A 23,596-nucleotide genomic window follows, 5' to 3' on the forward strand; every position below is an offset into this window, starting at 1 on the left:
TTAGGAGGCCTGGTGCGCGGTCTGCAGCCCGAGGTGGAGGAGCACCGTCGAAGCGATGTCGGCGACCGTCCCGGCGCCACGGATCAGCTCCATGGGCGGGATGTCCACGTTGAACTGGTGCCGCATGGACAGCAGCAGCTCGGTGGCCATCAGCGAGTCCAGGCCGTACTCGTCGAGCCGCCGGTCTGGGGCGAGCTCGTCGGCGGGGATGAGCAGGACGGTGGACAGCAGCGCGGTGATCTGCCCGACGATGTACGCGTGCGCCTCCTCGCCGGTCATCGCCGCCAGCATCGGCAGCAGGTCGGTGGTGCCGATGCTCTGGTCCGCGCCCGGCGGGAGCACCGCCGACAGCCACGGCCGGCGCAGGCCGGGAAGCATCCGCCGGAGCCGGGCCCAGTCGCAGCGGCCCACCATCGCCACGTCGGCCCGCTCGCCGAGCAGGTCGTCCACGGCGGCCAGCGCCCGGCCGGGGGCCATCGACTCGATGCCGAGCCGGGCCAGCGCCTGGGCCTGCGTGCTGCCCGCCAGGACCCCGGTCTCGGCGAGCGCGCCGAGGCCGACCGCGAGCGCGGGCCGGCCCTGCGCCCGCCGCCTGCGGGCCAGCGCCTCCAGGAACAGGTTCGCGGACACGTACGGCGACTGGCTGATGTTGCCGATCGTGGTCAGCGACGAGTACAGCACGAACGCCTCCAGAGGCAGGTCCCTGGTGAGCTCGTCCAGGACCAGCGCGCCGGCCACCTTGGGGCGCAGGACCGCCCGGATCCGGTCGTCGGACAGGTCGACCAGTGCGGCGTCGTCGAGGTGCATGGCGGCGTGCACGACGCCGCGCACCGGGTGGCCGCTCTCGCCGAGCTCGCGCAGGATCGCGCGCATGGCGGCGCGGTCGGCGACGTCGGCGGCGTACGCCCGCGCCTCCGCGCCCAGCGCCTTGAGCTCCTCCAGCAGCGCGGGGGCCTCGGGCGTGCCGGCGCCCCGGCGGCCGACCAGCGCCAGCCGCCGGACCCCGGCGCGGGCCAGGTGGCGGGCCGTGGCCGCGCCGAACCCCGTCAGGCCACCGGTGACCAGGTACGTGCCGTCGGGGCTCGGGTGCGGCCGGGCGGGGCGGGTCCGTACCATGACCGGCTCGTCGCGCGGGTCGAGCGAGACGACGACCTTGCCGACGTGCCGGGAGTGCCGCATCAGCGCGAAGGCGTCGGCGACCCGCTCGGCCGGGTAGACCGTGTGCGGCAGGACGGGGAGGTGAGCCACGGCCTGGGCGAGGGGCTGTGCCTGCTCGGCGATCTGGGCCGGGTTCTTCCACATCAGGGTGCCGATGTCCACGCCGAAGAACGCGATGTTGTCGCCGAAGGGGCGCAGCGGCAGGTGTCTGCTCTCATAGATGTCGCGTTTGCCCAGCTCGATGAACCGGCCGCCGTGCCGCAGGCATTCCAGGCTGCGGGTGATGGCCTCGCCGGCCAGCGAGTTGAGCACGATGTCCACGCCCTGCCCCCCGGTCAGGTCCCTGATCTGCTCGGCGAAGCGGAGGCTGCGTGAGTCCAGCACGTGGGCGGCCCCGAGGGCGCGCAGCAGGTCGCGTTTTGCGGGGGTGCCGGCCGTGGCGATCACCCGGGCGCCGGCGAACCGCGCGTACTCCAGCGCGGCCAGGCCGACACCGCCCGCGCCGCCGTGCACCAGGACGGTCTCGCCCGCCTTGATCCGCGCGCAGTGGTGCAGGGAGTGGAACACGGTGGCGAACGCCATGGGCAGGGTGGCGGCCTGTTCGAAGGTGACGCCGTCGGGGACGGGCATGGTCACCCACTCCTCGATCAGCGCGTGGCTGCCGAACCCGACAGGCCCGGCCGCCGCCACCCGGTCGCCGGGCCGGAACGCGGTGACGCCCGGCCCGACGGCGGTGACGGTCCCGGCGCACTCCAGCCCCAGCTCGTGACCGCCGAAGACGGCTTCGACGGCCTCGGACGGCAGCAGGTTGACCGCGCGCATCACGTCGCGGTAATTCAGCCCGATCGCCCGCACCTCGACCAGCGCCTGGCCCGGCCCCGGCGCGGGCGGCTCCGTCCGCTCCCAGGCCAGGCCGTACGACAGGCCCGGGTCGCGCACGGTGAGCCGGTAGGCGGTGTCCACGGACGCGGGGACCGTGTGCTCGTCCGTCTTGACCAGACGTGGTGTGAAGCGTCCCTGCCGGGTGAGGAGGATCTCGTCCTCCTCACCCGGCGACAGCAGCTCGGCGGCCAGCCGGGTCGCGTCGTGCGCGGCGTCACCGGTGCGGTGCAGGCACACGCGCCGGATGTCGAGGCGGGGCTGCTCGTTGCCCAGCGTGCGCGTCGTCCCCCAGGTGGCGGCGTCCTGCGGGTGGACGGGCACGCCGGCCGTCCCCGGCTCGGGCAGCGCCCCGCACGGACGGCTCACCAGCCACAGCGCGACCCGCAGGTCCTGGGGAAGCTCCTCGCAGGCCAGCGTGATGGCGCGCAGCGCCGCGGCCCGCCGGGTGATCTGCTCGACGACCCCCTCGGCCTCCTCGCCTTCGGCCGCGTCACCCAGGACGAGCGCGAACGTCACGGCTCGGGCGGAGGCGGGCACCATGGCGGCCCAGCCGGTGGGATCGTCGCCGAGCGGCGACAGGCGCACGTGGGCGCCGCGCCGTTCCAGCACCGACCCCAGGGTGGCGGCGAGGCCGTCCCGGTCGTCCTCGTCGGCGACGATCCACACCTCACCGGCCGCGACATCCGGCAGCAGCGGCCGGGGGATCGCCGCGTTAGGCAGCACCTGCTCGGCTCGCGTCGAGCCGAGGTCGAGGAGCGCGCCGTCAGGGGCCGTGGCCAGCATCACCGAGAAGGCGGGGTCATCCTCGGGGCCCGCTTGGACGATGTCGGTGTAGCCGGCCGTGGACAGCAGCTCCGGCCACCTCTCCCGGGACAACAGCGGTGAGTCCGGGCGTACCGTGAGGTCGTCGAAGTCCCAGAAGTCGGGCATCAGCCCCAGGAACGGCAGCAGCGGCTCCACCCAGTGCGGCTCGGCGACGAGCAGCTTGCCACCGGGCGCGAGGAGCGCGGCGAGCCCGCGCAGGGCGGCGGTCAGGTCGCGGGCCAGATGCAGGCAGCCGGCCGCCACCACCAGGTCGTACCCGCCCAGCTCCCCGATGCCGTCGTCCAGGTCGAGCAGGGCGTAGTCGACGAAGTCCACCCCGGCCAGGCGCTGCCGCAGCCGGGCCAGCGCCGGTTCGGCGGCGTCGGTCACCGTGTATCGGGTGCGGTCGGCGGGCAGGACCGGCAGCAGCGCGGCGGTGGTGCCACCCGTTCCCGCGCCGACCTCCAGGATCCGCAGCGGCCGGTCGGCGGGCCACGCCCGGACGACCTGCTCCACGAGCGCCCGCGCGATCCGGTTACCGAACAGGCTGACCGGCCCGATGTCGTGGAACTGCTCCAGCAGCTCCGCGCCGCCCCCGGCCCCGAGCACATCGGCCGCGGACCGCTCCCCACGCAGCAACTCGCGCAGATGCAGCCCACCCCGCACCGCCAGCGCGGTCTGCGCCACGAACGAAGTCCCCCCACGAACCAACTCACCGTACGCCCGCTCTCGCACCTCGCCGTGTCCCTCGTCCGGCCGGGTCGGTGGGGTCAGTCGTACGTGCTGCTCGTCCAGGCGTTCCAGGAGGCCGTGCCGTTCCAGCAGGGGGAGGGCTGCCTGGAGCATCCGCCGGTGGTGCGGCTTCTGGCCGGTGGCCAGCAGGGTGTCGACGGCGAGGCCGGGCGTGACGCCGCCGGTCAACTCCACCAGCGCGGCGTGCAGCGTACGGGCGAAGGTCTCTTCCAGCCGGGCCGCGTACGCGGGATGGCCGAGCTCTCGCCAGCGCGCCCGCACGTCGGCGAGCCGGTCGGACGCGCCGGCGAGGAGCCGCTCAGGGCTGGGCGCCGGCCAGGGGGCGGCTGGTTCGCCGGGCCGGGGCGCGGCTCGCAGCTCCACGTGGTAGCGGCTGACCTGGGTGGCGTGGACGCCGGGCATCCGGCGCAGCCTGACGCCCTCCATCTCGGCCGCCACCCGGCCGTCCGCGCCGGCCACCGTGATGTCCCAGCACACTTCCTCAGCCTGGCTAGAACGCTCACGAACATGTACGAATCCCTCCGGATCGGGCCTGCCCCACAGCCGGACCGCCCTGATCGCCGCCGGCATGTACCCGGTCCCCGAGCGCAGCGCGTCCACCAGCCACAGCACCCCCGCCTGCAGCGCGCTGTCCAGGACCACCGGATGCGCCTGGTAACGCTCGTCCCGCTGATCCGGGCAGACGTACGCGCCCAGCATCTCACCCTGGCCCGCCCACAGCTCCGTCAGCACCCGGAACCTCGGGCCCCACACCATGCGCCCCTCGGCCGCCCGCGCGTAGTAGCCGGGCACGTCCACCGGATCGCTGACGCGGGCCCGCAGCCCGGCCACGTCCAGCGGCGGCGGAGCCTGGCGCAGCAGCGGCCGCACCCGGGCCCGGAAATGCTCCCGCGCGCCCTGCCCTCGCGGCGACACGCTGGCCACTGTGATCGTGCCCGTCTCCGACAGCGACGTCTGTACGAACACCGTCTCCGCGCTCGGCCCCGGCACCACCAGCGCACGGCTGATCCCGATCTGGTCCACCTCCACCGCCGGTCCGGCCTCCGGCGACGCCAGCCGGCCGGCGGCCAGGGCCATCTCCACGTACCCGGTCGCGGGCATCACCGCGGCCCCGCCCGCCCGATGGTCGGTGACCCAGGGCACCCGCGCCTGGTCGATCTCCCCGTGCCAGGAGGGTTCGAGCGTCGGCAGCCGCCGGCCCAGCAGCGGGTGCTGGATCACCGGGTCACCGATCACGTGCTCCCAGGACAGCGGGCCACCCGCCCAGTGCCGCTGCCGCTGCCACGGATAGGCCGGCAGCTCCCGCACCACACCCCGCCGCGGAAAGTAGCGCGCCCAGTCGATCTCCACCCCGACCGCGACAAGCCGAGCCACCGCCGCACGCACCTGAGCCACACCGGGCTCCACGTGCCCAAGCGCGGACGCGACCGCCGCGCGCCGCAGGGTGGGGACGACCGCCGTGCGGACGCGGGCCGCGCCCGAGACACGGCGTAGGTACGTCTGCAGCACCGGATGCGGGCCCACCTCCACCAGCACGTCGCACCCGTCGGCGAGCACCCGCTGCAGCGCCGCCGCGAACCGCACCGGCCGGCGCAGGTTCTGCCACCAGTACGCCGTGTCCAGTTCATCGCCCTCCAGCACTTCCCCTGTCACGGTCGACACCATGGGGATCCGCGCCCGCGCCGGACGCAGGTCCGCCAGCGCCGCGCACAGGGGCTCGCGCAGGGGGTCCATGGCGGCGCTGTGGAAGGGGTAGTCCACGTCCAGTTCGCGGAAGAACACGGCCCGCCCGGCCAGGTCCTCGCCCAGCTGCTTCAGCGTCTCCTGCGGCCCGGCGACGGTGACGTCCCGGTCGGAGTTCACCGCGGCGACCTCCACCTGCGGATAGTCGGCCAGGAGCTGCCTGGCCGCCGTCTCCGACAGCCCGACCGCGGCCATCCGGCCCTGCCCGCGCGTCGTGGCCTGTGCCAGACCGCGCTCGGCGACCACCCGCGCCGCCTGACCGAGCGACAGCGCCCCGCAGGCGTACGCGGCGGCCACCTCACCCACGCTGTGCCCCAGCACCGCCCCCGGCCGCACGCCCGCCGCCAGGAGCATCTCCACCAGCCCGACCTGTACGGCGAACAGCAGGGGCTGCGCGATCTCGGTCGCCGACAGCCGCCACCGCTCCGCCGGCACCATCAGCTCTTCCAGAACGGACCAGCCCAGGCGGGGTGTCAGCTCGGCGTCCACCGCTTCGACGGCCGCCCGGAACGTCGCGTCGGCCAGCAGATCCGCCCCCATCCCAGCCCACTGCGACCCGTTGCCGCAGAACACCAGGGCCACCCGCCCCAGTTCCACCACCTCCCCGACCACCGCCTTGGGCACATCGAGGGGCTCGGGGGTGGGCGCGGCGTCCGGGGTGACGGCGCCGAGGTGGGACAGGGCGCGGGCCGCCTCGGCCGCGGAGCCGGCGAGCACCACGGCGCGATGCCGGTGGAGGGCGCGCCGGCGGGTCGCGGTGTAGGCGGCGTCGTAGAAGTCCCGCTCGGCGATCGACGCCAGGTGACCGGCGGTCCGTTCGACGGCCTCGGCGAGCGCTCCCGCGCTGCGCGCCGACACCACGAAGGGGAGCGGCCCACCGGATTCGGCCTCCTGGACTCCCTCTTGGACGGCTTCCTGGACGGCCGGGTGCGCGGCGACCCGCTCGACCTCCTCGTCACCGGCCCCGGAGACCGCTGACCCGGGCGGGGCGGCCAGGGCTATGTGGACGTTCGCGCCGCCGAAGCCGAAGGAGTTCACCCCCACCACCGCCCGCCCACCCGTCTCCGGCAGCGGTCGCGGCCGGGTGACGACGCTCAGCCCGAGGCCGTCGAAGTCGATGGCGGGGTTGAGCGAGGCCGCGTGCAACGACGCCGGGATCGTCCGGTGCCGGAGCACCAGCAGCGCCTTGAACAGCCCTGGCATGCCGGAGGCCGGCTCCAGATGCCCCACGTTCGTCTTGACCGAGCCGATCGGCAGCGCGCCGATCGAGCGGCCGGTGCCGAGCGCGCGGCCCAGCGCCCGGCATTCGGCCGGATCGCCCGCCTGGGTGCCGGTGCCGTGCGCTTCCACGTACACCACCTCGTCGGGCCCGATGCCGGCCTCGCGGTACACCTGCCGCAGCAGCGCCTCCTGCGCGTCGGTGTTGGGCAGGGCCAGCCCGACGGTGTGGCCGTCGTTGTTGGCGGCGGCGCCCACGATCACCGCGTGCACCCGGTCGCCGTCGGCGAGCGCGTCGGCCAACTGCTTCAGCACGATCACGCCCCCGCCCTCGGCGCGGACGAACCCGTCGGCGTCGGCGGAGAAGGCGCGGCACCGCCCGGTCGGCGACAGCATCGACGCCTGGCTGAAACCGACGAAGCCCATGGGGCTGAGCAGCACGTTGACGCCACCGGCCACGGCCACCCGGCTGGAGCCCTCGGCGAGCGAACGGCAGGCCCGCTCGACCGCCTGCAGCGAGGAGGAGCAGGCGGTGTCGATGCTCATGCTCGGCCCGCGCAGGTCGAAGACGTGCGACAGCCGGTTGGCGGCGATCGACAGCGCCATCCCGGACATGCTGTAGGGGCCCATGGAGCCGCGTTCCAGCGCCTGGAGCACCCCGTAGGACGGGTCGGAGATGCCGACGAACACCGCCGTGTCGCTGCCGGCCAGGCGCCCCGGGTCGATGCCCGCGTCGTCGAACGCCTCGGCGGCCATCTCCAGCAGCAGCCGCTGCTGCGGGTCCATCGAGGCGGCCTCCTTGGGGGAGATCCCGAAGTAGGCGGCGTCGAAGCCGGCGACGTCACGCAGGAAGCCGCCTGCCCGGGTGTAACTCCTTTCCGGCCTCGGGATGGTCTCGTCGACGTGCAGCTCCGCCTCGAACCGGTCCGGGGGCACCGTGCCGACCAGGTCGTCGCCGCGCAGCAAGGCCTGCCACAGGCCGTCGAGGTCTTCGATGCCGCCAGGAAGCCTGCACCCTACGCCGACCACCGCCACGGCCTGCCGAGGCCAGACGCGCCCGTTTCCGCCACCGCCCGTGCTCATCCCGTCACCCTTCTGGTCGCCTGTGCCCCATGGCATCACAGCCGTGTGTGACTAGATAGCAACTGTTCGTGTTCCGCCAGAGTCACGGTGTTGCCTCCCGTTAAGGGATGGTGTGGCGGAGCTGGGACCCGTACGCGCGCGGCGGCTGGCCGCCGGTTCGTCCGGCATCCTTGGACGATGCTGGAAACCTCGGTCCGCCTGCTACGCCTGCTCTCTCTGCTCCAAGCCCGCCCCGACTGGCCCGGGCGCGAGCTGGCCGACCGGCTCGACGTCACCACCAGGACGGTGCGCAACGACATCGAACGGCTGCGCGGCATGGGCTACGAGATCCACTCGGTCACGGGAACGGCGGGCGGCTACCGGCTCGGAGCGGGTGCGGCGCTGCCTCCGCTGCTGCTCGACGACGAGGAGGCCGTCGCGGTGGCCGTCAGCCTGCACGCCGCCGCCGGCGGCACCGTGACCGGCATCGAGGAGACCTCGCTGCGCGCCCTCACCAAGCTCCAGCAGATGCTGCCGGCCCGCCTGCGGCACCGCATCGAGGCGGTACGGGCCGCCACACTGTCGGTCGCCGGCCGCGGCCCCATGGTGGACGCCGGGACCCTGACGGTGATCGCCGCCGCCATCCGCGACCACGAGGGGCTGCGCTTCGACTACCAGAACCACGACGGGGCGATCACCACGCGCTCAGCAGAGCCGCACCGGCTCGTCTACACCGGCCGCCGGTGGTATCTGCTCGCCTGGGACACCGACCGCGACGACTGGCGGACCTTCCGCGCCGACCGCATCACCCCTCGCACGCCGAACGGCCCCCGTTTCACCCCGCGCGAGCCCCCGGGCGGCGACGCCGCGGCCCACGTCGTACGCGGCGCGGGCTCGACCGCCTACCGGCACCCGGCTCTCGTACGACTGCACGAGCCGTACGAGACGCTCTTCGAGCGGCTGCCCCCGGCGGCCGGCCTGCTGCGCGCCGACGGCGAGCAGGCCTGCGTGCTGGAGACCGGCGGCGAGTCGTTCCACAACCTGGCCGCGTTCCTGAGCACCCTTGAGATCCCCTTCGAGGTGCTCGAACCGCCCGAGCTGCGCACCTTCCTGCGCGACCTGGCACGGCGCTACACGGCCGCGGCCGCCCAGGACGGCTAGTGTCCTGCCGCCGGAGACCCCCATGCCGCTCTAGGGAGAGGCGCAGTGCGCGGCATCTCCGGCCAGGACCGCGCGCCCGTGGGACCAGGTGTCCGTCGCACCCGCACGACCTCCTGCGACCCGCAGGGCGTTAGCGTTGCGCTCCATGATCGTATGGCTCAACGGCACCCACGGCGCCGGCAAGACGACGACCAGCCCGCTGGTGCAGCGACTGCTCCCGGATTCACGGGTGTTCGATGCCGAGAAGGTCGGCGTGACACTCATGGACATCACGCCCGGGCTGCCGGCGACGGACAACTTCCAGCACTGGCCGCCGTGGCGGCCGCTCGTCGTCGAGACCGCCCGCCACGTGCTCGACTACACCGGCGGCACCCTGGTGATCCCCATGACCGTCCTGGTCGAGCGGTACTGGCGCGAGATCAGCACCGGCCTCGCCCACCATGCCATCCCGGTACGGCACTTCGTCCTCCACGCCGACCAGGACACCCTCCGCGAGCGCATCGAGGGGGACACTCTCCTTGGCCCCTCCCCATTCCGCCTCAAATACCTTGAGCCCTACGCCGAGGCCGCCCGCACCTGGCTCCACGCCGAGGCCGAGGTCATCGACACCACGCACCTCACGCCCGCCCAGGCCGCCCAGCGGATCGCGGAGGCCGTCAAGGGCTGAGGTCCCGCCGCAGGAAACCGCCCACCCCACGGTGCGGTCGTCACCGGCTACCTCGGCATATCCGCCGCCGCCGAGCCGAGCGGGCCGAACGCCTGCCGGCTGTGCGCGAGCAGTTCGCGCAGGGCGGGGTTGTGCGTGCCCTTCCAGACCAGGGCGAGCAGGGCGGGCGCGTCGACGTCGTCGATGGTCAGGGCGGTGAGCCGGTCGTCGTAGCGGGCGGCCATCGACTCGCTGAGGATGGCGACGGCGAGCCCTCGGGCGGCCAGGTCGGCGATGGCCTCGGCGGCGCTGGCCTGCAGCGCGACCACCGGCTGCACGTGCCGCGCCGCGCACGCCTGGTCGAACACGGTGCGCAGGCCGGTGCCCGGCGGCATGCACACGATCGGGTGGCCGGCCAGGTCCCGCAGGCGGAGGTGCCGCCGGGTCGCCAGAGGATGCCCGCGGGGGACCGCCGCGACGAGCCGCTCGCTGATGATGGTCAGCGCGTCCAGGCCGTCGGGGGTGGCGGTCGCGGTGCCGACGAGGGCCAGGTCGACGGTGGCGGCGCGGACCCCGTCGATCAGGCGGTCGGAGTTGTCCTCCCGCAGCGAGAGCTCCACGCCGGGATGCGCCCGGTGAAAGGCGGCCAGGGCGTCGAACAGCGGCGTGATCGTACAGCCGGTGACCATCCCGACGGTGAGCCGGCCCCGGATCAGGCCGGTCACCTCGCCCACGGACCGGCCGACCGCGACGGCGGCGGCGAGCGCGGCGCGGGCGTGTTCGAGGGCGGCCTTGCCCGCGACGGTGAGGGTGGCGGTGCGTGCCGAGCGGTCGAACAGCTCCGCGCCGAGCTCGCGTTCGAGCTGGCGGATCTGGGCGCTGACCCCGGACTGGCTGATGTGCACGCGCTCGGCCGCCCGGGTGAAGTTGCGCTCCTCGGCGACGGCGACGAAGTATTCGAGCTGCCTCAGATCCATAACTGGCAATTGTAGTTTCTAGTAGAACCATCTGTTGGACTTCTGATGGCCGGGGCGCGAACCTGGAGGCCGGACGATTGGAGAAACTCATGACCGAGTACGCGAAGGCCATGCGGCCGGAGGACATCACCCGCCTGTTCGTCGAACGCTCCAACGCCGGCGACGCGGCCGGCGTCGCCGCACTGTACGAGGAGGACGCGGTGCTGGCCTACCCGCCCGGCGGCCGGACGGTGGGCCGGGAGGCGATCCGCGCCCTGTGGGAGAAGGTGCTGGCCAATCGGCCCCACTTCGAGCAGGAGCAACCGCTGCCGACCCTGATCAGCGGCGACATCGCGCTCACCTCGACCCCGCCGAAGGACAACGCGGGCGCCCGCGCGCAAGTGGTCAGGCGCCAGCCCGACGGAAGCTGGCTCCGCCTGCTCGACCAGCCCGAATTCGTCACCCCTCGCCCCTAGACCCGGGTCCTGCCGTTATCCAGGTGGTCCCCACGTGGCCTTGCCGCCTGGGCGGCCGCGCGAACTGAAGGAACGCGTCGAGATCGCGCCGGCGGCGCAGTGGCCGGAGGACGGCAGCGCGGGTGCGGCGCCCCTGGCACGTGCCTGCCGCGCGATCGATACAGAAGCCGGAGGTGACATTTTCTGCATCGATCGCTGCAGAAGGGTTAGACTGCGGGGGTGGAAGCCAGGCAGCGCCGCCCGATCGGCCGACCGCGGGGATTCGACGCCGACGAGGCTCTCGAGCGCGCCCTGCTGGTGTTCTGGGAGCAGGGCTACGAGGGGGCCAGTCTGGCCAACCTGACCGACGCGATGGGCATCTCCACCACCAGCATGTACGCCACCTTCGGCAACAAGGAGGAGCTCTTCCGTAAGGCCCTGGAGCGCTATACCGAGGGCCCGAGCGCCTACCTGGGCCGAGCCTTGGACGAGCCGACCGCCCTCGGCGTCGTCACCGCGATCTTCGCCGGCACCGTCCGAACCACCGCCCGCCCGACCGGCCCCAACGGGTGCCTGGGCGTCCAGGGCGCCCTGGCCACCGGCGACTCCAGCCGTGGAGCCCGCGACCTCCTCATCGCGTGGCGCGACAACGGCTTCTCCCGCATCCGAGAACGGTTCGAACGAGCCGTCGATGACGGTGACCTGCCGCCGGAGACCGACCCAGCACTGCTCGCCCGCTACGTCACCGCCTTGGCCTACGGCATCGCCGTGCAGGCCGCCGGCGGCGTCGGCCGCGACGAACTCCAGGACATGGCCGACGCCGCCCTGCGCAACTGGCCACCCTGCTGAGGGCCGCCCGGTGTTCGGCTGACCCCTGGCAACGACTCGCAGCCTTGCCGGGCTGCGCGCCTCCCGACGCCGCTCACGCGTCGTCGTTGCGAGGCGCGTCCATGTGGGTGACGAGGTTGATGCCGCCATCGACGTTGATCACCTCACCGGTGACGAAGGGGACCTTGATGAGCGCCAGGACCATCGCTGCGACGTCGGATGGCTGCCCGAGCCGGCCCAGCGGTGTCATCGCCCCGGTGCGCGCCGCCCGCGTGGCGAGACTGGCCGAGGTCAGTCGGGTCTGGAGCGGCCCCGGGGCGATCGCGTTCACCCGGACGTCTGGACCCACGGCCTTGGCCAGCAGCCTCGTCAGATGGTCGAGTGCGGCCTTGCTGACGGAGTAGGGGATCGAGCTGCCGAGGGGTCGCGAGCCGCCCACCGAAGTGATGTTGATGATCTGGCTGCCGGGCTCCATGACCTTCACGGCGGCGACGGAGACCTGCCACGTCCCGACGACGTTGACGCCGAGGATCCGGTGCCAGTCGTCAGCGGTGATCGCGTCCAGGTCGGCGTGGGGGACGGGTCTCGACACCCCGGCGTTGTTCACCAGCAGGTCGAGCCGGCCGTGCCGCTCCACGGCCGTCTCCACCAGGCGCACGGCGTCGGAGGGATCGGCGATGTCGGCCTGGACGTAGCTCGCCCCCGGGAGCTGGGCCGCGAGCCGCTCACCGGCGTCGACCGAGGTGGCCGAGTTCACCACGACGGTGAAGCCGTCGGCCGCGAGCGCGCGGGCGATCCCTTCTCCGATCCCGGAGCTCGAGCCCGTCACGATGGCGACACGTGGCGCGCTCATCGGGCGACTCGCTCAGCGACGGGTGCTTTCAGCGCGTTCACGATCGCCCGGCCTCCGCTGGCGAGGATCGAGGTGTCGTTGCTGACCACCACGTAGTCGTAGCCCCGGGCCAGCGCGGCCCGGGCCTGGTCACTCGTGGCGGACGCGGTGCCGATGGGAACACCTGCCGCGGCGGCGGCCGCCAGCGCGGACGTGACGAGCCGGTCCACCTCGTCACTTCCCGCCGCGACGCCCATCGACATCGAGAGGTCGGCCGGCCCGACGAACGCGGCACCGATGCCGTCGAGGGCCAGGATCTCCCTCGTGTTCCTGATCGCCGCCTCGCTCTCGAGCTGGACGACGCACAGGGCCTGCTCGTTGCCGTACTCGAGGTAGTCCGCCCGTGGCAGCAACCCCCAGCGACCCGCCCGGCTGGTGCCGCCGGACCCGCGGTCGCCGCGCGGCGGGAAGCAGGTGGCCCGCACCACCGCCCGGGCCTGCTCAACCGTGTCGACGTGCGGCACGACCACGCCGGCCGCGCCGGCGTCCAGGACCCGCTGGATCACGCTGGGGCCGTGGTCGGGCACCCTGACGAGCGGATCCACCCCGAGGGCTCGGGCCATCGCGATGTGGGTCGAGGCGGCGGCCAGGTCCAGTGTCGTGTGCTCGAGGTCGATGACCACGAAGTCGAAGCCCGCGTAGGCCATGATCTCGACACTCTCGGGGCTGGAGAGCTTGATCCAGGTTCCGAGCGTGCCGCCGTTGATTCCGTCGCGTACCCGTGTCATGGATCAGACCTCGCTGGCGGCGTTGGTGGGGGTGGCGGTCCAGAAGACCAGCCACTTGCCGAGCTGCACGACGACCGCGTGCAGGGCGATGCCGACGGCCGACAGCACGACGATCACCGCGAAGGTCCTGGCCACGTCCAGGGTGAAGTTGCTCGCCTGGATCAGGTAGCCCAGACCTTCTGAGCTGCCCACGAACTCCGCGACCACGGCGCCGGTCACGGACAGGATGACGGCGACCTCCAGCCCCGCGAAGATGTGCGGAAGCGCCGACGGGATCTGCAGGTGCCGCATCACCTGCATGCGGGACGCGCCGAAGGACCGGAGCATCTCGACCTGCTCGTGGGCGGCGGACCGGAATCCCAGGACGGCGTTGATGAGGAGGGGGAAGAACGCGATCAGGGCCACGGTCAGCACCTTCGAGCTGATCCCGATGCCGAACCAGACGATCAGCAGAGGCGCCATGGCGACCTTGGGGATGGTCTGGGTCAGGATGAGCAGCGGGAAGAGCACGCGCTCCACCGTCCGGAACTGGGTGATGAGCACCGCGGAGACCAGTGCCGAGCCGACCGCGATGCCGAACCCGATCAGGATCTCCTTCATGGTGACGATCGAGTGGCTCACCAGGCTGCCGTCCCGGAAGCCGTCGACCAGGGAGACGGCGACGGCCGTGGGCGCGGGGACGAGGATGTTGGAGACGTCGAACATCTCCACGACGACCTGCCAGACCACCAACAGCCCGATGAACACCAGCACGCTGTAGGTGATCTCCGGTACTCGGCGGCGTCGGCGTCGGACCGGGGCGTCCGAGCTCGTGGGCGCCTCCACCGGTACGGTCTCGCCGTCCGGGACGGCGAGTGCCTCTCGGGCGCCCGCCTGGCGCTTGGTGTTGGTGGACATCAGGTCTCCTAGTGGGCGCTGTGCTCAGAGTCGAGCAGCTTGCGAATCTTCAGGACGATCTCGCCGAACTCGGGCGTGTTGATGTTCTCGAGCCGCCGCGGTCGGGGGAGCGCGACCTCGACGACGTCCGCCAACCGGCCGGGTCGCGGTGTCATGACCACGACGCGGTCGGCGAGGAGCACCGCCTCGGGGATGCTGTGCGTCACGAACAGCACGGTCTTGCGGTCCTGGTCCCAGATCTTCAGCAGGTCCAGTCCCATCTGGTCGCGGGTCATCGCGTCGAGGGCGCCGAACGGCTCGTCCATGAGCAGGATGCGCGGGTCGTGCATCAGGGCGCGGCCGATCCCCACCCGCTGCTGCATCCCGCCGGACAGCTCGTTGGGGTACCGGTCGCCGAACTCCTCCAGGCCGAGCATCACCAGCAACTCGTCGGCCTTGGCTTGGGTCGCGGCGTCCCGGGCGTGGTGAAGGTCCGGCGACGTCAGCAGGTTCTTCCGTACGGTGCGCCATGGCAGCAGCAGCGGCTGCTGGAAGACCATCCCGAGCTGGTTGCGGTGGGTGTCCTCCGACGGCCCGAAGGTGACCTGTCCGGAGGTCTGGCGGGACAGGCCCATGATGATCCGCAGCAGCGTGCTCTTGCCGCAGCCGCTGGGGCCGACGATGGAGATGAACTCACCGGCTCGGACGCTGAGGGAGACGTCGTCGAGAGCCTGGACGGTCCCGCCGGACTTCGTCGGGTAGAGCATGGACAGCGAGTCCAAGCGGATCACGCAGTCGGTGTCGGTGCTGGTCGGCATGTCTGTCATTCCTCACCTGGTTCGAGCGCAGGCTGCCCGCGCCTCGGTTGTCGTGCTGGCAGCAATCAGTCGGTCGCCTCGGGCCACGTGCCGCCCATCTCCTTGGTCAGTCGCTTGCAGGCGGCCTTCAACGCCAAGGCCTCTCGGGAGTCCAGCGCCTCCGGCAGCATCCGCTCGGTGCCGACGGCCGCGATCGTGGCGCAGATCCCGGTCGCCGCGAACACCGGCGCCGCGACGACGCAGATGCCGCGGTTGTTGACGTAGCTGCTCATGCCGGCCTGTCGGATCGCCTCGATACGACGGCGAGTCTCGGTGCGCTGGGGCTCGGGGAGGCTGCCGGTGAGTCGGTCGGCGTGGAACTGGTCGGGGAGGAAGGCCAGGAAGACCTTGGCCTGCGAGGAGTCCAGGGCGAGCTGCGAGCCCACGCGCACCGTCACCACGGTGGGATGGTCGGCCTCCTCCACCAGCGAGACCACCGGGCCGGAGGTGCCCCACAGCGACAGCACGGTGCTGATCTTGATCTCGAGCGTGAGCTCGCGCATGTAGGCCGGCGCCATCTGCATGATGCGCTGCTTTCCCAGCGTGAAGCTGCCGAGCTGCAGGATCGACCGTCCGGGACGGACGAGTGCGGAGTCCTCCACGCGCTCGAGCAGGCCGGAGCTGATCATCGAGCTGAAGTAGCGGTGCGCCGTGGTCCGGTTCAGACCGAGCCGGCGGGTGGTCTCCGCGACGGAGAGCTCCGGAGTCTCCGGACCGAACAGTCCGAGGATCTGCGCGGTCCGGCTCACCGCCTGGATGTCCTGCTCGCGAGCAGCCACCGGCTTTTCGTCCTGGTGCTCCGTCATAGGCCCCCACCCCGTCGCGTTGGATGTTCCAAAAAGAGTTCTCGCGGTTCGCAGTACGGACAGAGAGTAAGCGTGCCCTGCGCCTTGCTGCAAGGTTTTCCTCGTGTTTCGCGAAAGTGTTTCCGAACGCACCCTATTGACAGACCGGATAGTGAACTTCCAGTCTGTGATGCGAACGGTGATGTGAACCCTGTCGACACCCGGAGACTTCATGACTGACTCGCCCGCCATCATCAAACTGCTGAACGGCTGCGTTGACCTGCACTGCCATTCCGGCCCGAACCCGTTTCCTCGACGCATCGACCATGCCGAGGCCGGCAAGGACGGCGAGCGGCTCGGCATGAGGGGCGTGCTGGTGAAGTCCCACCACCACAACACCGTGATGGACCTGCTCTCGATGAGCGACCGGCTGGCGAAGATCAAAACCCCGGTCTTCGGCGGCATCACCCTGAACAGCATGATCGGCGGCATCAACCCCCAGGCGGTGGCCATGTGCCTGCGTATGGGGGGCAAGGCCGTGTGGTTTCCGACGTTCTCGGCCGGCCGGCACATCGACTGCCATCCGGAGGGCGTCGGCTTCCCCACGGCGAGCGTCGAGGTGCCGTCGTCCCGGGTCGACGTCCACCAGGAGAACGGTGAGCTCATCCCCGAGGTCTACGAGGTGCTCGACCTGGTGAAGGAGACCGGCGCGATGGTGACCGGCGGTCACATGGAGACCGAGTCGATCACCCAGCTGTTCGCCGCGGCCAAGGACAAGGGTGTCACCCGGATGCTGCTCAACCATCCGGACTACGTCATCGGCGCGGACGAGGCGAAGTGCCGTGAGCTCATCGGCTACGGAGCGTTCATCGAGCACGAGACCGGCTTCTACGACCCCGAGGGGACCAAGAAGTGGGACCCGAGGATCCTCCTGGACTGGATCGAGAAGATCGGCCCCGAGCACACCGTGATCGCCTCCGACCTCGGTCAGAAGGATCGGCCGCTGCCGGTGGACTCCTACATCCGCGTCGCGACCGCGCTGCTGGACCTCGGCCTGGACGAGAGGTCGCTGCGGCAGGTCTTCTGCGACAACCCGGCCTTCCTGCTCGGCCTGGACGACTGAACCGGCATCTTGCCGCTGACCAGAAAGGACAGACGATGACCATCCTGGCCACCCCGCCCGACGTGGAGTTCTCCGACCTCGGTACGGGCGATCCCGACGAGACGACCCCTGGCGGATCGTCGACGTGGTATTTCCGCGGACACAACTTCGTGCTCGCCCACACGACGCTGGTCGCCGGCGACGTGCTGGAGCGGGGTGATCAGCCGGACGAGTACGTCGTGATCCTCCCCTACGAGGAGTGCAGCGTCGAGGTCCGTGCGTCGCAGGAGGTCGCGTCGGTCTCGGGCAAGGCGGTGGTGATGGTCCCGCCGGGCAGCAGTACCGTCGTCGCCGTCGCCGACTGCACCGTCGTACGGCTGTTCAGCTCCCGCTCCACCGACCTGCTGGACAAGGCGCGCAACCGGGACGCGTACGCGGACCCGCACCCGAACACCAAGCCGTTCGAGCCGTGGCCGGACCCGCCGGAGGGTTATCGCATCCGGCCCTACCGGCTGGCCGACCTGGAGGTGACGCAGGACGCCATCCGCCCGGGCCAGATCGTGCGGTGCAGCACCTTCATGATCAACTTCCTGGCGCCCAGGATCGGCCCGCGTGATCCGAACACCCTCTCGCCGCACGACCACGACGACTTCGAGCAGTGCTCGCTCGCCGTGGAGGGGGAGTACGTCCACCACCTGCGGACCCCGTGGTCCAAGCGTCGCACCGAGTGGCGCGAGGACCGGCACCTGCGGTGCGGCAGTCCTTCGGTGGCCGTGATCCCTCCGCCCATGCTCCACACCAGCGAGGCTGTTGGTTCGGGGACCAACCAGCTGATCGACATCTTCTGTCCGCCGCGTCTGGACTTCTCCCTGACGCCGGGCCGGGTGCTCAACGAAGACACCTACCCACTCCCCAACCAGTAAGAAGAAGGTTCCATCGTGAAGACCAGACGAGCGATGAAGGTCGTGAGCGGTGCGGTAGCCGTCCTGTGCGCGGCCGTGACGCTGAGTGCGTGCGGTTCCGACAGCGGATCCGGCGACTCGGCCCAGGTCGGCGGCAAGCTGACGCCGGTGACGTTCGCGATGGCGTCCCCTAGCTGGAACGCCGGCTACGCGGTCATGGCCGTCGTGGAGGCCGAGGGCTTCTACGAGCAGGAGGGTCTGAAGGTCACGACCAACCTGTTCCCGTCGGCCACCCAGGCGGCGCAGCAGGTCGCCGGCGGCGGGGCCGACCTCGGCCTCATGACGGTCGAGCCCGTGGCCATCGGGCACGACAAGGACCTGAACCTGGCCTACTTCAGCTCCTACTGGGCGAAGTGGATCTACAGCCTGCAGGTGCCGGACGGTTCGGCCGTGAAGAGCATCGCCGACCTGGAGGGCAAGAAGATCGGCGTCTCCGCGGTCGCAAGCTCCGGCGCGACGTTCGCCCGGACCGCGATGAAGCTCAACGGGATGAGCGAGAACGCCGCCAGCCTGGTGCCGATCGGCGCCGGCGCCCAGCAGATCAACGCCATCAAGAGCGGCCAGGTCGACGTGCTGGCGCTCTGGGACATCCAGTACCAGAGCGTCAAGAACGCCGGCGTCACCCTGACGCCGCTCCCGGTCAAGGAGACGGCGGACGCGTGGGGCGGCGGCTTCGCGACGACCCGGAAGAACCTCGAGGCCAAGAAGGACGTCCTCGAACGGTTCGGTCGTGCGGTGGCGAAGGCGTTCGTCTTCTCCAAGGCCAACCCCGAGGCCGCGATCCGCGACCTGTGGAAGCTCCACCCGGAGACCCGCGGGTCAGACCCGGAGGAGAAGGCGCTGGCCGACGGGGTCAAGGTCCTCCAGGTCCGCCTGGACGGACAGGGCTTCGACGACAAGACCCTGGGCCGGATCGACGACGCCGCGTTCACCCGTTCGCTCGACTTCATGGCCAAGGCCGGACTGATCAAGAAGTTCCCCGCGAAGGACATCTACACCGACGCGATGTTCACGGCGTTCAACAACTTCAATCACGAGGACGTCGTCAAGCAAGCAGAGAGCGCCAGCTGAATGCGGCTGGGGATCGCGCTCGACCTGAGCTCCCAGGAGCCGGTCCGCCCGCAGGTGGATCGCACGGTCACGATGCTCGCCCGCGCGGAGCAGCAAGGTTTCGACTCCGCGTGGGTGGGTGAGAGCTATCACGCGGCCTCTCAGCCGTTCCACCTCCCGTCCGTCCTGATGGTCCTGGGACATCTGGCCGGACGGACGTCCCTGGCGCTGGGATCAGCGGTGCTACTCCTGCGCGCGTACAGTCCGGAGAAACTGGCCTACGAGGCCGCGCTGCTCGACCAGCTGTGCGGCGGGAAGCTCACCCTCGGCCTCGGGCTCGGCAGCCCGGAGATCGCCCGACGGGCCGGGCTGCCCGCGTCAGGTCCGGCCGGCGCGGCCTTCGACGCCACGCTGAAGCTGCTGCGCGACGCCTGGTCCGCCGACGCGGGCACCGACTCGCCGGTGGCGATCCCGCCCCCGGTGCGGCGCGGCGGGCCGCGGATCCTGGTGGGCGGCAAGGTGGCCGCCTCGGCCCGTCGTGCCGCGACGCTCGCCGACGGATTCTACGGCGCGACGAACTACTGCGACGACCTGTTGATCAAGCAGTCGGCCGCCTACTGGTCGTATCGCGGCGGCCGGCCGGGCGAGACGGGGGGAGTGGTCGCCACCACCAGGTTCTGCGTCGTCCACGAGGATGCCGCCACCGCCCGCGAGCTCGCCGCGCGCCACCTGAAGGCCGCGACCGGCTACTACACCGAGCGGGGCTCATGGATGGGTACGGACGGTCCTGCTGAGCTCGAGCTCCCCATGGTGGGCACGCCCGAGGAGATCGACGCGACGATCGCCCGGTACGTCCGGGCGGGGGTCACGTCCGTCCAGTTGCGGGTCGCCCCGTTCGGCACGCCGCCGGAGGTCGCCCGCCACACGCTCGACCTCGTCGGGCGGCACGTCCTCCCGCACTGGCACAACACGACGACTACAGACGCGATCACGAGCTTCGATGGGGAATGACCGAGGATGACGAGACGACTCAAGAGCTTGACCGGCCTGTTGGCAGGCATCCTCGTGGTGGCCACGCTGGGCGCATGCGGTTCGGAGGGGGGCGACTCGGCGGGCGGCGACGGCCTCGACACCGTCACGTTCGCCCTGAGCGCGCCCAGCTGGAACTCCGGCTACACCACCTTGGCGGTCCCCGAGGCCGAGGGCTACTTCAAGGACGAGGGGCTCGACGTCAAGGTCCAGCTGTTCCCCTCCGGCACGCAGTCGGCGCAGCAACTGGCCGCCGGCGGCGCCGACATCGGACTGATGACCGGTGAGCCGGTCGCGATCGGTCACGCCAAGAACCTGGGCCTGGTCTACTTCGCGTCGTACTACCCGCACTGGATCTACAGCCTGCAGCTGCCCCAGGGCTCGAATGTGAAGAGCATCGCGGACCTGAAGGGCAAGAAGATCGGGGTGACCGCGGTGGCCAGCTCGGGCGGGACGTTCGCCCGGACCGCGTTGGAGCTCAACGGGATGAGCGACAACGCCGCCGGCCTGGTGCCGATCGGCGCCGGCGCCCAGCAGATCAACGCCATCAAGAGCGGCCAGGTCGACGCGCTGGCCCTCTGGGACACCCAGTACGCGATCGTCGAGGACGCGGGAATCCAGCTCACCCCGTTGCCGGTGCCCCAGACCGCCAGCATCTGGGGCGGCGGGTTCGCCGCGACGCGGAAGACGATCGATGAGAGGAAGGACGTCCTGGAGCGGTTCGGCCGCGCCATCGCGAAGGGCTTCGCCTTCGCCCAGGCCAACCCCGAGGCCGCGATCCGCGACCTGTGGAAGCTCCACCCGGAGACCCGGGGCACCGGACCTGAGAAGGACGCGATGGCGTCCCAGGTCAAGATCCTCAAGGTGCGGCTGGCCGACCAGGGGGTCGAGGACGGCGACTGGGGCCGGATCGATCCGAAGGCGGCAACCGGGATGGTCGAGTTCATGGCCTCCGCCGGGCTCGTGGGCAAGTCGTTCCCGGCGACGGAGATCTATACGACCGACCTGCTCAAGGCCATCAACGACTTCTCCTACGACGACATCCGCAAGCAAGCGAAGGACGCCTCCTGAGATGGGGCAGGAAGTGGAGACGACCCGAATGGGCAGCTCATTCGTGTACGCGTCGGCCCGGACCCCGTTCGGCCGGTTCAACGGAGCCTTGGCCGACACGAGGACCGACGATCTGGCCGCGACCGCGCTGAAGGGACTTCTCGACCGCTCGCCGGGCCTGGATCCCGGCCTGGTCGGCGACGTGTTCTGGGGCAACGCCAACGGCGCCGGCGAGGACAATCGCAACGTCGGCCGGATGGCCGTGCTGCTGGCGGGCATGCCCGTCTCGGTGCCCGCCACCACGGTGAACCGGCTCTGCGGCTCGTCGCTGGACGCCGCCATGATGGCCGCACGCATGATCGAGGTCGGCGACGCGGAGATCGCGATCGCCGGAGGCGTGGAGTCGATGACGCGGGCGCCGTGGGTCCTGCCGAAGCCGTCGCGCCGGTTCCCGGCAGGCGACGTCACCGCCGTCTCCACGACGCTGGGCTGGCGTCTGGTGAACGAGCGGATGCCCGCCGAGTGGACGGTCTCGCTGGGCGAGTGCAACGAGCAACTGCAGGAGAAGTTCTCGATCTCGCGCGAGCGGCAGGACGAGTTCGGCGCTCGCTCGCACCGCCTCGCGGCGGAGGCGTGGAAGAAGGGCTTCTACGACGACCTCGTGGTGCCCGTCCCCGGCGCCGACCTGGTCCAGGACGAGAGCATCCGGGCCAGCACCTCGCTCGAGGCGCTGGCAAAGCTGAAGCCGGCGTTCCGGCCCGACGGGACGATCACCGCCGGCAACTGCTCACCGTTGAACGACGGCGCCAGCGCGGTCCTGCTGGGCTCGGCGAGCGCGGCCGCGACCATCGGTCGTGACCCGGTCGCGCGGATCGCCGGTCGCGGCTGGGCGGCGCTGGAGCCGCAGCAGTTCGGCTACGCCCCGGTCGAGGCCGCCAACGGCGCGCTCGAGCGGGCCGGCATCACCTGGGCCGACATCGGCGCCGTCGAGCTGAACGAGGCGTTCGCCGTACAGTCGATCGCCTGTGTCGACGCCTGGATCGAACTCGGGCTGCGGGACGCCGAGGTCGTCAACGCCAAGGGCGGGGCGATCGCCATCGGGCACCCGCTGGGTGCCTCGGGCGGGCGCATTCTCGGGACCCTCGCGGCGCGGCTCGTGGAGTCCGGTGAACGATGGGGCGTGGCAGCCATCTGCATCGGTGTGGGTCAAGGCTTGGCGGTCGTGCTGGAGAACGTCGCATGACGCTGCTCTGCACCTCTGTCGACGAGGCGGTCAGCGGCATCGCCGACGGCTCGACGGTGCTGGTCGGCGGCTTCGGCACGACCGGCATGCCGTTCGACCTGATCTACGCGTTGATCCGGCAGGGAGCGCGAGACCTCACCGTGGTGTCGAACAACGCGGGCAACGGGGACACCGGGCTCGCGGCGCTGCTCGCGGCCGGGCGGGTGAGCAAGGTCGTGTGCTCGTTCCCCCGGCAGACGGACTCCTGGGTCTTCGACGAGCTGTACCGCAGCGGGAAGATCGAGCTCGAGGTAGTGCCGCAGGGGAACCTGGCCGAGCGCATGCGCGCCGCCGGAGCCGGAATCGGCGGATTCTACACCCGCACCGGAGCCGGAACCCTCCTCGCGGAGGGAAAGGAGACCCGCGAGATCGACGGCCGGACGTACGTCCTCGAGCGGCCCATCGCCGCCGACGTCGCGCTCATCAGCGCCCACACCGCGGACACCCTCGGGAACCTCGTCTACCGCAAGACGGCACGCAACTTCAATCCCGTCATGGCGACGGCCGCGACGACCACCATGGTGCAGGTGCGGCACCTCGTCGAGCCGGGAGTGCTGGATCCTGAGGCCGTGGTCACCCCAGGCATCTACGTCGACCGGATCGTGCAGGTGTCGTCATGAGCGCGGTGTCTCCGAGCATCGTCGAGCACACCGACCGTGGCCCGCTCGGACGGGACGAGATGGCCCGGGTGCTCGCGCGCGACATTCCCCGCGGGGCGTACGTCAACCTCGGCATAGGTCAGCCCACGACCGTCGGCGACCACCTTCCCCCGGAGTCGGGGGTCATCTTCCACACCGAGAACGGCATGCTCGGCATGGGGCCGGCGGCGACGGGCGACGCGATCGATCCCGACCTGATCAATGCCGGCAAGTTCCCGGTGACCGAGCTGCCCGGCGCCTCGTACTTCCACCACGCCGACTCGTTCGCCATGATGCGAGGCGGCCACCTCGACCTGTGCGTCCTCGGCGCCTACCAGGTCTCGGCATCGGGGGATCTCGCCAACTGGCACACCGGCGAGCCCGGCGCGATCCCGGCGGTCGGCGGGGCGATGGACCTCGCCGTGGGCGCCAAGCAGGTCTTCGTGCTGATGTCGCTGTTCACCAGGACCGGCGAGCCGAAGCTCGTCAGGGAATGCACGTATCCGCTCACCGCGCTGCGGTGCGTGGACCGGGTCTATACCGACTTCGCCACGTTCGAGATCACCGGGGGGGACCAGATCCTCGTCCGGGAGACGTGGGGGATCTCGTTCCACGAGCTCCGCTCGCGCGTCGACGTCCCGCTCACCGTGGCGACACCGTGACCACGCTTGTCAGAAGG

General features: G+C 71.3%; 19 protein-coding genes. 12 read left to right on the top strand and 7 right to left on the bottom strand.

Going from position 1 to position 23,596, the window contains the following annotated elements; translation table 11 throughout:
- Entirely contained in the window at positions 1-7,641 is a 7,641-nt protein-coding gene (locus tag OHA68_RS36560; protein ID WP_327104322.1) for an SDR family NAD(P)-dependent oxidoreductase, read from the bottom strand.
- Between the two features lie 177 nt (positions 7,642-7,818).
- Here OHA68_RS36560 and OHA68_RS36565 point away from each other — a divergent pair, with 177 nt between their 5' ends.
- Complete coding sequence (locus OHA68_RS36565; protein WP_327104323.1) at positions 7,819-8,781, top strand: helix-turn-helix transcriptional regulator; 963 nt, start codon at positions 7,819-7,821, stop codon at positions 8,779-8,781.
- Between the two features lie 145 nt (positions 8,782-8,926).
- Positions 8,927-9,448, top strand: a complete 522-nt coding sequence (locus OHA68_RS36570) for an ATP-binding protein (RefSeq protein ID WP_327104324.1) — start codon at positions 8,927-8,929, stop codon at positions 9,446-9,448.
- 47 nt (positions 9,449-9,495) lie between these two features.
- On the opposite strand, the gene OHA68_RS36575 is transcribed toward OHA68_RS36570, so the two are convergent.
- Positions 9,496-10,404 (bottom strand): LysR family transcriptional regulator, encoded by a 909-nt coding sequence (locus OHA68_RS36575; RefSeq protein WP_327104325.1) that lies wholly within the window; start codon positions 10,402-10,404, stop codon positions 9,496-9,498.
- 89 nt (positions 10,405-10,493) lie between these two features.
- Between OHA68_RS36575 and OHA68_RS36580 the strand changes: the two genes are divergently transcribed.
- Together OHA68_RS36580 and OHA68_RS36585 are read left to right on the top strand one after the other, a co-directional pair.
- Positions 10,494-10,859, top strand: coding sequence for a YybH family protein (locus tag OHA68_RS36580; RefSeq protein WP_189144631.1), 366 nt, complete (start codon positions 10,494-10,496; stop codon positions 10,857-10,859).
- A gap of 219 nt (positions 10,860-11,078) precedes the next feature.
- On the top strand, positions 11,079-11,687 hold the full coding sequence (locus OHA68_RS36585) for a TetR/AcrR family transcriptional regulator (RefSeq protein ID WP_327104326.1): 609 nt from the start codon (positions 11,079-11,081) through the stop codon (positions 11,685-11,687).
- A 73-nt stretch (positions 11,688-11,760) separates the two neighbouring features.
- On the opposite strand, the gene OHA68_RS36590 is transcribed toward OHA68_RS36585, so the two are convergent.
- From OHA68_RS36590 to OHA68_RS36610, 5 genes are all read right to left on the bottom strand, one after another.
- Positions 11,761-12,519, bottom strand: coding sequence for an SDR family NAD(P)-dependent oxidoreductase (locus OHA68_RS36590; protein WP_327104327.1), 759 nt, complete (start codon positions 12,517-12,519; stop codon positions 11,761-11,763).
- Positions 12,516-13,286 carry an HpcH/HpaI aldolase family protein gene (locus OHA68_RS36595; RefSeq protein ID WP_327104328.1) on the bottom strand — a complete coding sequence of 257 codons (771 nt, stop codon included), beginning with the start codon at positions 13,284-13,286 and terminating at the stop codon, positions 12,516-12,518. Before OHA68_RS36595 ends, OHA68_RS36590 begins: the two co-directional genes overlap by 4 nt.
- Before the next feature lie 3 nt (positions 13,287-13,289).
- Complete coding sequence (locus OHA68_RS36600; protein ID WP_327104329.1) at positions 13,290-14,183, bottom strand: ABC transporter permease; 894 nt, start codon at positions 14,181-14,183, stop codon at positions 13,290-13,292.
- Between the two features lie 8 nt (positions 14,184-14,191).
- On the bottom strand, positions 14,192-14,980 hold the full coding sequence (locus OHA68_RS36605) for an ABC transporter ATP-binding protein (protein WP_189144626.1): 789 nt from the start codon (positions 14,978-14,980) through the stop codon (positions 14,192-14,194).
- A 65-nt stretch (positions 14,981-15,045) separates the two neighbouring features.
- A complete protein-coding gene (locus tag OHA68_RS36610; protein ID WP_327104330.1) occupies positions 15,046-15,825 on the bottom strand; it encodes an IclR family transcriptional regulator in 780 nt (259 codons plus the stop codon).
- A gap of 211 nt (positions 15,826-16,036) precedes the next feature.
- On the opposite strand from OHA68_RS36610, the gene OHA68_RS36615 reads away from it, so the two are divergent.
- From OHA68_RS36615 to OHA68_RS36650, 8 genes are read left to right on the top strand one after another with little or no spacing between them, the layout of a single operon-like run.
- A complete protein-coding gene (locus OHA68_RS36615; protein WP_327104331.1) occupies positions 16,037-16,927 on the top strand; it encodes a DUF6282 family protein in 891 nt (296 codons plus the stop codon).
- A 35-nt stretch (positions 16,928-16,962) separates the two neighbouring features.
- Positions 16,963-17,829 (top strand): cupin domain-containing protein, encoded by an 867-nt coding sequence (locus OHA68_RS36620; RefSeq protein WP_327104332.1) that lies wholly within the window; start codon positions 16,963-16,965, stop codon positions 17,827-17,829.
- A 15-nt stretch (positions 17,830-17,844) separates the two neighbouring features.
- The gene (locus OHA68_RS36625; protein WP_327104333.1) at positions 17,845-18,939 is read left to right on the top strand and encodes an ABC transporter substrate-binding protein; all 1,095 of its coding nucleotides are present in this window, start codon (positions 17,845-17,847) and stop codon (positions 18,937-18,939) included.
- Entirely contained in the window at positions 18,940-19,929 is a 990-nt protein-coding gene (locus tag OHA68_RS36630) for an LLM class flavin-dependent oxidoreductase (RefSeq protein WP_327104334.1), read from the top strand.
- A gap of 6 nt (positions 19,930-19,935) precedes the next feature.
- Positions 19,936-21,018 carry an ABC transporter substrate-binding protein gene (locus tag OHA68_RS36635; RefSeq protein WP_327104335.1) on the top strand — a complete coding sequence of 361 codons (1,083 nt, stop codon included), beginning with the start codon at positions 19,936-19,938 and terminating at the stop codon, positions 21,016-21,018.
- A gap of 28 nt (positions 21,019-21,046) precedes the next feature.
- Positions 21,047-22,240, top strand: coding sequence for a thiolase family protein (locus OHA68_RS36640; protein WP_327104336.1), 1,194 nt, complete (start codon positions 21,047-21,049; stop codon positions 22,238-22,240).
- Positions 22,237-22,899: a 3-oxoacid CoA-transferase subunit A gene (locus OHA68_RS36645; RefSeq protein ID WP_327104337.1), complete on the top strand. Its 663-nt coding sequence runs from the start codon at positions 22,237-22,239 to the stop codon at positions 22,897-22,899. The genes OHA68_RS36640 and OHA68_RS36645 overlap by 4 nt, the downstream gene beginning before the upstream one ends.
- The gene (locus OHA68_RS36650; protein WP_327104338.1) at positions 22,896-23,579 is read left to right on the top strand and encodes a 3-oxoacid CoA-transferase subunit B; all 684 of its coding nucleotides are present in this window, start codon (positions 22,896-22,898) and stop codon (positions 23,577-23,579) included. The genes OHA68_RS36645 and OHA68_RS36650 overlap by 4 nt, the downstream gene beginning before the upstream one ends.
- The last annotated feature ends 17 nt before the right edge of the window (positions 23,580-23,596 follow it).

Source organism: Nonomuraea glycinis, assembly GCF_035920485.1.
In the GTDB taxonomy this organism is placed as follows: domain Bacteria; phylum Actinomycetota; class Actinomycetes; order Streptosporangiales; family Streptosporangiaceae; genus Nonomuraea; species Nonomuraea glycinis.